The 12913-nt window shown below is 66.9% G+C and carries 9 protein-coding genes; 7 read left to right on the top strand and 2 right to left on the bottom strand.

Annotation, left to right across the window (positions count from 1 at the left end):
• The first annotated feature begins 5 nt into the window (after nucleotides 1–5).
• Both EV192_RS17200 and EV192_RS17195 read left to right on the top strand, forming a co-directional pair.
• A complete protein-coding gene (locus EV192_RS17200; RefSeq protein ID WP_132116364.1) occupies nucleotides 6–1139 on the top strand; it encodes an RNA polymerase sigma factor in 1134 nt (377 codons plus the stop codon).
• 39 nt (nucleotides 1140–1178) lie between these two features.
• On the top strand, nucleotides 1179–2327 hold the full coding sequence (locus tag EV192_RS17195; RefSeq protein WP_243726891.1) for an ABC transporter substrate-binding protein: 1149 nt from the start codon (nucleotides 1179–1181) through the stop codon (nucleotides 2325–2327).
• Nucleotides 2328–2348: 21 nt separating this feature from the next.
• Here EV192_RS17195 and EV192_RS17190 read toward each other — a convergent pair whose 3' ends face one another.
• Nucleotides 2349–3368, bottom strand: coding sequence for an aldo/keto reductase (locus EV192_RS17190; protein ID WP_132116362.1), 1020 nt, complete (start codon nucleotides 3366–3368; stop codon nucleotides 2349–2351).
• Nucleotides 3369–3503: 135 nt separating this feature from the next.
• Here EV192_RS17190 and EV192_RS17185 point away from each other — a divergent pair, with 135 nt between their 5' ends.
• The 5 genes from EV192_RS17185 (at nucleotide 3504) to rox (ending at nucleotide 8042) form a co-directional block, all read left to right on the top strand.
• On the top strand, nucleotides 3504–4073 hold the full coding sequence (locus EV192_RS17185) for a TetR/AcrR family transcriptional regulator (RefSeq protein ID WP_243726890.1): 570 nt from the start codon (nucleotides 3504–3506) through the stop codon (nucleotides 4071–4073).
• 111 nt (nucleotides 4074–4184) lie between these two features.
• Nucleotides 4185–4805: a dihydrofolate reductase family protein gene (locus EV192_RS17180; protein ID WP_132116358.1), complete on the top strand. Its 621-nt coding sequence runs from the start codon at nucleotides 4185–4187 to the stop codon at nucleotides 4803–4805.
• Nucleotides 4806–4859: 54 nt separating this feature from the next.
• Nucleotides 4860–5189: a YciI family protein gene (locus EV192_RS17175; protein WP_132116356.1), complete on the top strand. Its 330-nt coding sequence runs from the start codon at nucleotides 4860–4862 to the stop codon at nucleotides 5187–5189.
• Between the two features lie 2 nt (nucleotides 5190–5191).
• Nucleotides 5192–6418: an RNA polymerase sigma factor gene (locus tag EV192_RS17170; RefSeq protein ID WP_132116354.1), complete on the top strand. Its 1227-nt coding sequence runs from the start codon at nucleotides 5192–5194 to the stop codon at nucleotides 6416–6418.
• Nucleotides 6419–6617: 199 nt separating this feature from the next.
• A complete protein-coding gene (gene rox / locus EV192_RS17165) occupies nucleotides 6618–8042 on the top strand; it encodes a rifampin monooxygenase (protein WP_132116352.1) in 1425 nt (474 codons plus the stop codon).
• Nucleotides 8043–8586: 544 nt separating this feature from the next.
• Here rox and EV192_RS17160 read toward each other — a convergent pair.
• Complete coding sequence (locus tag EV192_RS17160) at nucleotides 8587–12411, bottom strand: nSTAND1 domain-containing NTPase (protein ID WP_165960426.1); 3825 nt, start codon at nucleotides 12409–12411, stop codon at nucleotides 8587–8589.
• Between the last annotated feature and the right edge of the window lie 502 nt (nucleotides 12412–12913).

Below are 12913 nucleotides of genomic sequence, written 5' to 3'. Positions count from 1 at the left end.
CGCAGGTGGACGAGGTCCTGCTGCGGTCCCTTACCCCCACCGTGATCGGGCTCCTCGGCCGCCGTGGGGCTGACTTCGCGTCGGCCGAGGACGCCGTGCAGGACGCCTTGATCGAGGCCGTCCGCGTGTGGCCGGACGATCCACCGCGGGATCCCAAGGGCTGGTTGGTCGCCGTGGCCTGGCGGAAGTTCCTCGACGCCACCCGCGCCGAGACGTCCCGGCGGCGGCGCGAGGTGCTCGTCGACAGCGAACCCGTGCCTGGTCCGGGCGAGGCGGTGGACGACACGCTCCAGCTGTACTTCCTGTGCGCGCACCCGTCGTTGACACCGGCTTCGGCGGTCGCGCTCACGCTGCGTGCGGTCGGCGGCCTGACCACGCGGCAGATCGCGCAGGCCTACCTCGTGCCGGAAGCGACGATGGCCCAGCGGATCAGTCGAGCCAAACGGACTGTCTCGTCTGTCCGGTTCAACCAGCTCGGTGACGTGGCCACCGTGCTGCGTGTCCTCTACCTGGTCTTCAACGAGGGCTATTCCGGCGACGTCGACCTCGCCGCCGAGGCGATCCGGCTCGCTCGCCAACTGGCTGCGATGATCGACCACGAGGAGGTCGCGGGCCTGCTCGCGCTGATGCTGCTGCACCACGCCCGCCGGCCGGCACGGACCAGCCCCGACGGGAGCCTCGTACCTCTCGCCGAACAGGACCGCGGCCTGTGGGACACCCGCTTGATCGCCGAGGGTGTCGACGTGCTCCAGGTCGCCCTCGCCCGCGACCGTCTGGGCGAGTTCCAGGCCCAGGCAGCGATCGCCGCACTCCACGCCGACGCTCAGACGGCCGAGGAGACCGACTGGGTGCAGATCGTCGAGTGGTACGACGAGTTGGTGGACCTCACCGACAGCCCGGTGGCCCGCCTCAACCGGGCGGTCGCGGTCGGCGAGGCCGACGGCCCGCGCGCCGGCCTGGCCGCCCTGGCGGAACTCGACCCATCCCTGCCCCGCCACACCGCCGTCGCGGCATACCTACATGAGCGCGACGGCGACCCCGTGACCGCGGCACGGCTCTACGCCGAAGCCGCCCGATCAGCGCCCAACCTCGCCGAACGCGACCACCTCACCCGTCAGGCCGCACGGCTGCGGAGTTGAACCCTGCGCTTCCTGGGGTCCCGGTTAGGAGAAGTCGTAATGATCCCTGACGGACCCGACCAGATAATCGGTTGCCTGTCGGCGCTGGCGGTGGATGCAATGTCCGGCATGATCGCCCAGCCGTCGGTCCAGATCGGCGCTCTCGTCCCACTGACCCGGCCTGGCTGGGTCGAGGCGGGCCACCACCTGCTCGCTGGACTCGAGCTGGCCGTTCGCAACGTCAACGACGCGGACGGGATCGCTGGAAGGCCCCTGGAGCTGGTGGTCCGGGACACCGCGGCTGATCCACAGCGGGCCGCGGCGGCGGTGGACGAACTTGCTCGCCTGGGCGTGGCCGCGTTGGCGGGGGAGTATCACAGCGTCGTCGCTCGCACCGCTGCCGCCACAGCCGACACCCTCGGCCTGCCGTTCCTCTGTTCGTCAGCGGTTCTCGACGCGCTTACCGAACAGCCAACGGAATGGGTCGCGCGCCTCGCCCCGGCGCAGTCCCACGGCTGGCAGATCTACGCCGACTTCCTCCTCAGCGCGGGCCACCGCCGAATCGCCGTAGCAGCCGACTCAAGTGTCTACTGGACGTCCGGGGCCCGCATTCTGCTGGACTATCTCGCGCCACGCGGCGGCACCGTCCTCGAACTCGACATGCGCGCGCTCGGCCCCACAGCTGTGTGCGACGAACTCGTCGACAATCGCGCGACAGCCCTCCTTCTTCTGGTCGGCCACCCGGAGCCGGCAGTGTCGATCGTCAAGTCCGTCCGCCGCGACCGGCGCCTCGCCGAGATCATGCTGGGTGCTCCGGCCGGGCAACCGGAGTTCGCCGAATGGGCGACGCTGCTGGGCGACGACAGCGCCGCCATCCCGTTCTTGCGCTACCTGCCTGAGCGCCTCAGCCCACTCGGCGCACGCGTCGAGACAGCCCTGCGCGAGCGGCTGACCCGAGCGCCCTCCTTCGTCGCCTTCGAGGGCTACGACACGATCGCTGTCCTCGCCGACGTGCTGCGTTCGCACGGCACGGACCGGGCGCGCACCGCCGAGTCCTGGCCACACGTCGCCGTCGAAGGCACCCGTGGCCTGATCAAGTTCTCCCGCACGCCAGGCATCAGCGTCTGGCAATGGGCTTGGCCACCGATCCAGGTCGTCGATCGGGATCCGGCGGAACCCGACCGCTTCCGGATCCTGCACACCAGCTGACAAGGGCCCGCCGGGACACGGTCAGCGGCGCCGCAGTGCCGGATCGAGCAGCGCGGGCGGGGTGTCGTGCTTCTCGTGCGGGGCCAGGTCGGTGCCGGGGACGACGATCGCGTCGATCGCGTCGAGCACGTCCGCGGAGAGCACGGTGTCCGCGGCGGCGAGTTGCGAGTGCAGGTGGTCCACTGTGCGGGGGCCGACGAGCGCGCTGGTCACGGCCGGATGCGCGGTCACGAACCCGAGCGCGAGCTGGATCATGGTCAGGCCGGCCTCGTCGGCGAGTTTGGCCAGCTGCTCGACGGCGTCGAGCCTGGCCCGGTTGGCGGGGAGGGTCGTGTCGAAGCGTTGCGGCATGAACGTGGAGCGGTTGGTGGTGATGTCCTGGCCCGCGCGGATCGCGCCGGACAGCCAGCCCGACGCCAACGGGCTCCACACCAGCACGCCGAGCCCGTACTGCTCGGTCACGGGCAGCACGTGGGTTTCGATCCCGCGCTGCAGGATCGAATAGCTGGGCTGTTCGGTGACGTAACGGCTCAGATGATGCTCGCGGGCGGCCCACTGGGCCTGCACGACGCGGTACGCGGGGAACGAGGAAGAGCCGAAGTAACGGATCTTTCCCGCGCGCTGCAGGTCGGTCAACGCCGACAGGGTCTCCTCGTCGCTGGTGCTCGGGTCCCACTGGTGGATCTGGTAGAGATCGACGTGGTCGACACCGAGGCGGCGCAGGCTGTTGTCCAGTTCGGTGACCAGCCAGCGGCGCGAACTGCCCTGATGGTTGCGGCCGTCGCCCATCGGCAGGCCCGCTTTCGTGGCCAGCACGACGTCCTCGCGGCGGCCGGCGATGGCCTTGCCGATCATCTCCTCCGACTCGCCGCCGCTGTACGCGTCGGCGGTGTCGATGAGGTTGATCCCGCCCGCCAGGGCGGCATCGACGATGGCGGTGACCTCGTCCTGGGTGGTGCGCCCGATCTTGCCGAAGTTCATCGCGCCGAGCGCGAGGGAGCTGACCTGCACACCGGTGCGGCCCAAGGTGCGGTACTGCATGAGGGTGTTCCTCCAGTGGGGATGGCTTGGTTGTCGACCGCCGCTCTGACATCATGAGCAAGCGGAACCATGTCCCGTTTAACGATACGGAACCATGTCCCGGTTAGCAAACCCGGCAACTGGAGGAGGTGCGCGGTGAACGACTGCGACCGGCCCAAACGAGCGGACGCCCGGCGTAACAAGGAAACCCTGCTCGACGCGGCCGCCGCGATCTTCATCACGGCAGGCGTAGAAGCGCCGGTACGCGACATCGCGGCCAAGGCCGGCGTCGGAACGGCCACGATCTACCGCCATTTCCCCACCCGGGCGGATCTCGTCATCGCCGTCTACCGCCACCAGGTCGACGCCTGCGCCGAAGCCGGCCCGGCCCTGCTGGCAACCAGCCCGACACCGCACGTCGCCCTCGGCCGGTGGGTCGACCTCTTCGTCGACTTCCTGGTCACCAAACATGGCCTCGCGGTCGCACTGCAGTCCGACCATGCCGGCTTCGAAACGCTGCACGCCTACTTCCTCGACCGCCTCCTGCCGGTGTGCACCCAACTCCTCGACGCTGCCGCCGCCTCCGGTGAGATCCGCCCCGACCTCAGCGCCTACCAACTCATGCGCGGCGTCGGAAACCTCTGCATAGGCGCCGACAGCGACCCCCGCTACGACGCACGCCAACTGGTCGAACTCCTCGTCGCAGGACTACGCCAACCCCGCTGACCAAAGTTCCCTCAAAGAAAATCCGGAGGCGGTGTCGGATCGGGGCGGTGGTGTTCGTAGCAGGGGTGAGGCCGCCCACGAGGGGCGGCGCCAAGGTAAGGAACCGCGATCGTGAAACTGACGACCATGACTCAGGTCACCCTCGATGGAGTGATGCAGGGAAACGGCGCCACGTCGGATGACCGCAGGAACGGCTTCGAGCGCGGCGGATGGGCCCGGGGGAAGGGCGACAACGAGACCAGGACGTACCTCAACCAGACCTACGAGCGCGCCGACGCGTTCCTGTTCGGCCGGCGGACCTACGAGCTGTTCGCCGGCTCGTGGGGGTCCTTGACGCTCCAGGATGTCCCTGGCTGGGAGCCCGTCCTGCGGGCGCTGAACACCCAGCCCAAGTACGTGGCGTCGACCACGCTCGCCGATCCGACGTGGTCGGGCACCACCGTCCTGCCCGACGACCTTGCGTCGGCCATCGGTGAGCTGAAGGCCAAGCCAGGGGGTGAGCTGCAGGTGCACGGCAGTGGCGCCCTGATCCGGTGGCTGTTGGCGAACGATCTGGTCGACGAGATGATTTTGGTCGTGATCCCGGTGATCCTCGGCCAGGGCGCGCGACTGTTCCCGGAGACCGGTCCGGATCTCGCGCTTGAGCTGCTCGAGTCGCGGGTCGACTCGAAGGGCGTGACGATCCAGGTCTACCGGCCGGCCGGGCGCCCGCGGTATGCGCCACCGGCCTGAAGTCCTTGACCACCCAAACCACGCTGTCTTGACACCACAGGAGAGGATCTTCAGATGCGGTATCTGGTTTCCGTGATCGATGACAAGAGCAATCCCGGCAGCACCGACCGGCAGCCTGCCATCAGCGCGTTCAACGAACGACTGATCGCCGAGGGCTACTGGGTGTTCGCGGGCGGACTCGCGGACACCGACGCGGCCACGGTCATCGACAACCGGGGCGAGCAGGCGGTGTTCAGCGACGGTCCGTTCGTGGAGTCGAAGGAGTACCTCGCCGGCGTCTGGGTGTGGGAGGCCCCCGATCTGGACGTGGCGCTCAAGCTCGCCACCGAGGCGTCGAAGGTCTGCGATCGGAAGATCGAGGTGCGGCCGTTCCAGGACCTGTGAGCGTGACCGACGTCCGCGAGGCGGTCACCCGGGCCCACCACGACGAGTGGGCACGGGTGGTGGCCGCCCTGACCAGGCGCTTCGGCGACCTCGACATCGCCGAGGAAGCGGCCGCCGAGGCGTTCACGACCGCCGTCGAACGGTGGCCGGCCGACGGCGTACCCCCCAACCCCGGCGCCTGGCTGACCACCACCGCCAACCACAAAGCCATCGACCGGATCCGGCGCGAGAACAAACGCGACGACAAGCACAAGGAGGCTCAGATGGTGTACGACGACGACCCGCCCGAGCCTCTCGGCGCCATCGACGACGACCGGCTTCGGCTGATCTTCACCTGTTGTCACCCGGCGCTGGCGATGGATACCCGCGTGGCGCTGACGCTGCGCATGGTCGGCGGTCTGACCGTGCCCGAGATCGCCCGCGCCTTCCTGGTCGCCGAGAGTGCCATGGGGCAGCGGATCACCCGCGCGAAGGCCAAGATCAAGGCGGCTCGTATCCCCTATCGGGTGCCGGCCGCCGAGGATCTCCCGACCCGCGTCGCCGGCGTGCTCACCGTCCTGTTTCTCGTGTTCAACGAGGGTTACCTGGCGACCGGCCCGGACACCGATCCGGTGCGGCACGACCTGACCGCCGAGGCGATCCGGCTCGCCCGCCTGATCCGTGCCCTGCTGCCGGACGACGGTGAGGTGGCCGGGCTGCTGGCGCTGATGCTCCTCATCGAGGCCCGCCACCCCGCCCGGGTCTCGGCCAACGGCGAACTGGTCGCCCTCGACGAGCAGGACCGTGGCGCCTGGGACGCGGCGCTGATCGCCGAAGGTCACCGGCTGGTGCGCGAGCGCCTCGCCGCTGGGGTGGCTCCGGGTCGTTACCAGATCCTCGCCGCGATCAACGCCGTGCACACTTCCGCCCGCGACATGCGCGACACCGACTGGTCGCAGGTCCTCGCCCTCTACGACCAGCTCGTCCGCCTTGAGCCCACGCCGATCATCGCCCTCAACCGGGCTATCGCGGTCGCCGAGATCGACGGGCCGGAGGTGGCACTGGCGACCGTCGACCGTCTTGACGACAGGTTGTCCGGCTATCACGCCTACCACGCCACCCGCGCCGACCTGCTGCGCCGGCTGGGCCGCAGTCACGACTCCCGCGCGGCCTACGACAAAGCCATCGACCTGGCGGGCAACACCGCCGAGACCGCCTATCTGATCCGCCGCCGCGACCAACTGCGGTAGCCCGTTCGGAAAGGATTGGACGGGATGATGCCCAGGCTTGTAGCTTGCCGTTGACCGCGACACCGCCCGAGGAGGTGAGACCCATGAACGCTGTATCGAAGTGGGTGCTCCCCTTACCGTCACGGTCGGGCGATTGACGTAGGTGTCGCCGGGAGCGCCTCGCCAACAAGGCACTCCCGAAAGGCAAACACCTATGCTCATGTTCGACGTGATCATTGCCGGGTGCGGACCGACAGGTGCGATGCTGGCCGCCGAACTGCGGCTGCATGATGTGCGGGTACTCGTCCTGGAGAAGGACACCGAGCCCGTATCGTTCGTCCGCATAGTCGGTCTGCATATTCGCAGTATCGAGCTGATGGCAATGCGCGGACTGCTCGAGCGCGTTCTCGAACACGGAAGACAGCGTCCGGCCGGCGGTTTCTTCGCCGCTATCGCCAAACCCGCGCCCGAGGGCCTGGATTCCGCGCACGCCTATTTGCTGGGCATCCGGCAGCCGGTCATCGTTCACCTGCTCGAAGAACACGCGATCGAACTGGGTGCGCAGGTCCGGCGCGGTTGCGCGGTGGCCGATTTCGAGCAGGACGACGAGGGTGTGACCGTCGAGCTGGCCGACGGCGAACAGCTGCGGTCGCGCTACCTCGTCGGCTGTGACGGCGGGCGCAGTACGGTGCGCAAACTGCTCGGCGTCGGCTTCCCCGGCGAGCCCTCGCGGACCGAGACGCTGATGGGCGAGATGGAAGTGGGTGTGCCGCAGGAGGAGATCGCCGCCAAGGTGGCCGAAATCCGTGAGACCAACAAGGTGTTCAGTCTCGGGCCCTTCGGCGAAGGTGTCTATCGCGTCGTGGTCCCCGTCGCGGGAGTCAGCGAGGATCGCGCGGAGCCCACCCTCGAGGATTTCAAACAGCAGTTGCGTGCCATCGCCGGAACCGATTTCGGCGTGCACTCCCCGCGCTGGTTGTCCCGTTTCGGCGACGCCACCCGGCTGGCCGAGCGGTATCGGGTCGGGCGGGTGCTGCTGGCCGGCGATGCCGCGCACATCCACCCGCCCGCCGGTGGCCAAGGCCTGAACCTGGGCGTTCAGGACGCGTTCAACCTCGGCTGGAAACTGGCCGCACAGATCCGCGGCTGGGCGCCGGAACCACTGCTGGACACCTACCAGACCGAACGCCGTCCGGTCGCCGAGGACGTGCTGGACAACACCCGCGCCCAGATGGCGCTGTCGTCCACCGAACCGGGCCCGCAGGCCGTGCGCAGGCTGCTCACCGAACTGATGGACTTCGACGAGGTGAACCGCTACCTGATCGAGAAGATCACCGCGATCGGCATCCGCTACGACTTCGGCGCGGGCCCCGACCTGCTCGGCCGCCGCCTGCGCGACATCGACGTGAAACAGGGCCACCTCTACGACCTGCTGCATCGCGGCTGCGGCCTGCTGCTGGACCGCACCGAACGCCTGACTGTCGGCGGCTGGTCAGACCGGGTCGACTACCTCGCGGATCCCACTGCGGTACTGGATGTTCCGTGCGTCCTGCTGCGCCCCGACGGCCACGTCGCCTGGATCGGCGACGATCAACAAGACCTGGACGACCACCTCGCCCGCTGGTTCGGCAAGCCCGCCAACTGATCTCGCCCCAGCAGCGGCCATCCCGCACCTAGGTGGCGAGCAGATCCGCGGCGCTTCACGGGTCACCATCACCCGGAAGTGTTCAGGTGGCCCAGATCACATGGTCTGGGCCACCTTTGGTTGTCGTGAACTATGCGTCGTACCAGCCAAAACCGGTGAGCGTCCCGGCTTCCGAACAGTACTTCACGAACAGTGCTCCAAGCCTCGCTCCCTCCTGTGAACGCGTGGCTCTCCCACTTTCCTATTCCCAGCTGTTCCGGTGGGTTGCTAATCGTGGCGCGGATTCCACCGCGTGTCCGCGCCCTGTAGCGACAGGTCTAGCCGTGGTGACAGGGGATTGGCCAGGCCCCATCCTTATTTCGTCCGTCGCCTGTGATACCCCCAGAGAAATCACAGGTTCGACTCGTTGACGACAAGCCCAGTAGACGGGACGCCGGTTTGCGGTGGCAAGGCTCAGGCAGATGTCCGTACAGCCTCGTACACGGCTCGTACGCTCTCGGACAGGTGACGCTGTCTGGTTGACGCCGCCGAGGTCTTGGGTTTGTCAGCAGATGGGGCGGTAGGGGAGGTCGTGAACGTACTGTGTCCATTCGGCGAGTGTGATGGGGTCACCGGCGGCGGAACAGATGTATTCGCTCGCAAGCTGAGGGTCGATGGCCCAGAGTCGGACAGTTCGATCGGTGCCGCCAGCAGCGATGATGCGACTGTTGGGGCTGAATGTTGCTGAATGTACGGGCCCGGCTGAGGCGTTGAGCGTGGCGAACAGGCCAGGGCGTCGCTGGTTTGTCGTGTCCCAGAGCCAGATCGTCTTGTCGGCACTGGCGGCGGCCAATATGTGGTCTTCAGCGCTGAATGCCACCGAGTACACATAGTTGCCCGGACCGGTCAATGGCTGCCCCAGTGGCTCGGGGTGGGCGTTGTTTGTCACGTCCCAGAGTCTGACTTTTTTGTCGGCGCTGCCGACGGCCAGCGTGTGACCGTTGTGACTGAACGCGACCGATGAAACATAGTTGGTGGGACCGCTGAGGGTCGCCAGGTGGGTGGGTTCGTCGGGATTGGTCACGTCCCAGAGCCAGACGTTTTTGTCCACACTGCCGGCGGCCAGAGTGTGGCCGTCCGGACTGAAGGCCACTGAGGGCACGTAGTTACTCGGGCCTGTCAATGGGTGTAGCGGACGCGGGTGTGCTTTGTCGGTGACGTCCCACAACCACACTATGTTCTCTTCGCCGCTGGCTGCGAGTAGGTGGCCGTCCGAGCTGAAGGCCAGGGAAGCCGATGCCGCGGTGGGGCCGGTCAGTGGTTCGCCGATGGGTACCGGGTGTTGCGGATTCTGGATGTCCCACAGTTGTACTCGTCCGTTGATGCTACCGGTGGCCAGTGTGCGGCCATCACCGCTGAGCGCGGTCATGCCGTTGAATCGGTTGGCTGGTACCGGGGAGGCATTCGGCTGGCCGAGTAGCCGTGGGCGTTGGGTCACGTCCCACAACCTGAATTTCCCGTCGGTGAGGCCACTGCCCGTGACAAGGACTTGTCCGTTGGGCGTGAACTGGGTGTTCAGGACGGTGTCGGCCGAGTCGGTGGCGACCGAGCCGGGTAGATCCCAGATTCGGATGGTGCCGTCGGCGTCGGTGGTGGCGAGCATGTTGTCGGCGAAGGCGATGGCGGTAACCGGTCCGGGATGCGGAAGGACGCGTTCGACAGTTCGGCTCGTCAGGTTCCAGAGTCGTACGGTGTTGTCAGAGCTGCCGGCGGCCAAGGTGCGGCCGTCCTGGCTGAACGCAAGCGTGTTGATCCAGCTTGTCGCGCCGGTCAGTGGCATGCCCAAGGTGATTGGTGCGTCTCGGTGGGTGACGTCCCAGAGGTAGATGTTCTTGTCCGCGCTACCCGCGGCGAGGGTGTTGCCGTCCGGGGTGAACGCGACGGTGAACACTTTCCTTGTCGGGCCGGTGAGAACTGGGCCAGCCGGTGAGGGTTGAGTCGGGTTGCTGATGTCCCACAGCCTGACTGTGCCGTCGGCGCTGCCGGCGGCCAAGGTGTGGCCGTCCTGGCTGAACGCGACAGAGTACGCGAAATCGGTGAACCCGGTCAGGACGGGAAGCACCACAGGGCGGTTCGGATCGGTGACGTCCCACAGGTGGATTGTCTTGTCGGCGCTGGCGGCCGCCAGCGTGTGACCGTTGGGACTGAACGTGACAGAGTAGATGGTGTTTGTGGCGTCCGTGAGCGGTGTGCCTGTGAGGGTCGGGTGGTCCGGGTGGGTGACGTTCCACAGCCGGACCGTCTTGTCTCCACCTCCCACGGCGAGCAGTGTCCCGGTTCGGTCGAACGTGACCGTGAAGATCGTGCTGGAGGCGGCTGCGATCGGTGTGCCGAGTGGTGTCACGTGGCTGTGTCCATCCAGCCGCCACAGTCGTATCGTGTGGTCTGCGTTCGCTGCGGCTAGGATCTGCCCGTTGGGTGTGAACGCGACGCTTTGCGACGCGCCTTCTGAACCGAGGATCCGGGTCGCGGGTGTGGTGGCGGTGGCGTCGAGCAAAGCGCTGCGGGCTTCCAGTGTCGGGCTGATCCGGTAGGCGGCCAATGCCAGTTGCATGGCGAGCGAGACATCGTGATCCCACAACTGGTTGGCCGCGGTAGCGAGCTGTCGGGAGATCGCCATATCTCGTTCGGCGAGAGCGTCGGACCGTTGACGGAACACGACCACGGTAAGAACGCTGGCGATGACGACAAGGATGGCAAGGACGACGATTAGGCGGCGCAGAACACTTATGCGACGGCGACGGGCCCGCTGTTCGGCGTGTTCCTGGTTGGCCGCGGAGTCAAGGAATTCTCGTTCAAGCGTATTGAGATCTGCGCGATGCTCGAGCTCGGACGTCCATTCCTGGGCAACGGCCAGCCGGCTACCTCGGTACAACCCGCTCGGGTCACGGCCGGAATCCTGCCAGGCATGGGCGTCCCGGGCGAGACGGCCGTGGGTACGCAGCCCCGCACGGTCAGCCTCGATCCAGCCGCGCAGCCGCGGCCATGCGGTCAGCAGCGCTTCATGCGCGAGATACACGCTGTTCGTGTCCGTAGTGATCAAGCGCTGATCGACGAACAGATCGAGGACCTCGCCGACGGCGATGCCTTCGTTGTTGCGGCCTTCCGGCAGGATCTCGGGGTGGGAGACGCGTCGGCGGGTGTCGGTTGTCTGGTCGCCGAGATGAACGAGACGCAGGAACAACCGGCGGGCTATGTCTCGTTGGGATTCGTTCAGGTCGGTGAACACGGTCTCGGCCGTCGCCGCGATCGCGTCCCGGATACCGCCGGTTGCGGTGTAGTCCTCAATGGTCAGAACGCCGCCACGGGCGCGTTTCCATGTCATGTGCAGGGCATGCGACAGCAACGGCAGGGTGCCGGCCTCGTACGCCTGGGCTCCGGAGCCGGGCTGCCCCGGTTCCAGTTCTCGCAGAAGAAGTTCGACCAAGCCACCATCGACGTCCAGATTGGCCGACCGAGCAGGTTCGACGATGGCGCGGCGTAGTTCTGTCCGGTCCATCGGCCCCACCACGATCTGGGCGTTCTGCAACGCCTCGACGAGATCCGGGTATCCGGAGGCGTGGGCGTAGAAATCGGCACGCATCCCGAGCACCACCGAAGCGGCCGGCGTCGTTCTCCGCGCGACAGCGACCAAGGACTTGATGAAAGCCGTCCGCTCGTCGTGGTCGGTACACAGGGTGAACAGTTCCTCGAACTGGTCGACCACGATCAACAGATGATCACCAGTCGTGTCGAGCCGTCGCTCCCATTCGGCCATCGGATGCGCACCAGGTGTGCACAGCACCAGTTTCCAGGCTCGTGATCCAGTCTCGCCTTGGCTGAGGATCGGGATCAGGCCGGCTCGGAGCAGTGACGACTTTCCGGCTCCTGACGAGCCTACGACCATCACCGGACCACCACCGGGATACTGGCGCGTCACCAGGTCTGCCAGCGCTTGGGTCAGCTTCTCCCGGCCGTGGAACCAGCCCACATGCTCAGGCTGGAAAGGCTCCAATCCGCGATACGGAGCGGGGGCGTGACCCGGTCTTGGACCAGGAACGCGGCGTACCCGAAGCAACGCCTGATGCCAGGCATCGAGCTCGGCCTGACTCGTGACGCCACACACACGCAGAAGCTCGTGGAGTACGCTGTGCGGCTTCGCCGGCGGCAGGTTGCGGCCGCTGAAATACCCGCCCGCCGTGCTGGGCGGAATCCCCACCGCCCTGGCCACATCTCGAACCGTCAAGCTGGCACGTTCGCGAAGCAGCGTCAGTTGTTGAGCGAACTCCTGGCGGGTTCTGACCGCGTGTACGCCAATCGGTTCTTCTGGATCAGACTTGACTTCCAACATATCTCTCCCCCGAGATACAGTCCTCAAGTCGGTATCGCGCCAGGAACGTCCCATTGTTACATTCGACTCCAATGGTTCAGTTCGAGACTAATTCCCGACCGCACCGCGTCAATCCCGCCACCGGCGCCATCTCCGCAGCACCCAAGCGCCTCAGCGATCAACGTGGGCACCGCGATCAAGCCAGTTCGGTACGCCTTCTCGGTGTGCTCCGACAGATCCCGCACATACTGCGCGACCCAATACCTTGCCACCTGATCCGACACAGCGCGGAACGGTAACGGCAGGCGTCGACATTGTTCGCTTTACACATCACGGCTGCCTGCGGACTCCCGTGTCAGCCGTGGGGTTCGGTCTCGTCTCTCATAAGCGTGACCTCTGCCCGACCGGTTCGCCCAAGCGACGGACGTCCCGGAACATCTGGTGGCCGTACAGGCGATGGGGATGCTGGCGCTGCGCGTGCCCGTTCTGGCGGGCGAGACGGCCACGTGGCTCGCGACATTGT

Source organism: Actinocrispum wychmicini (genome assembly GCF_004345645.1).
GTDB lineage: Bacteria > Actinomycetota > Actinomycetes > Mycobacteriales > Pseudonocardiaceae > Kibdelosporangium > Kibdelosporangium wychmicini.
This window is presented reverse-complemented; position numbering and strand designations above follow the sequence as displayed.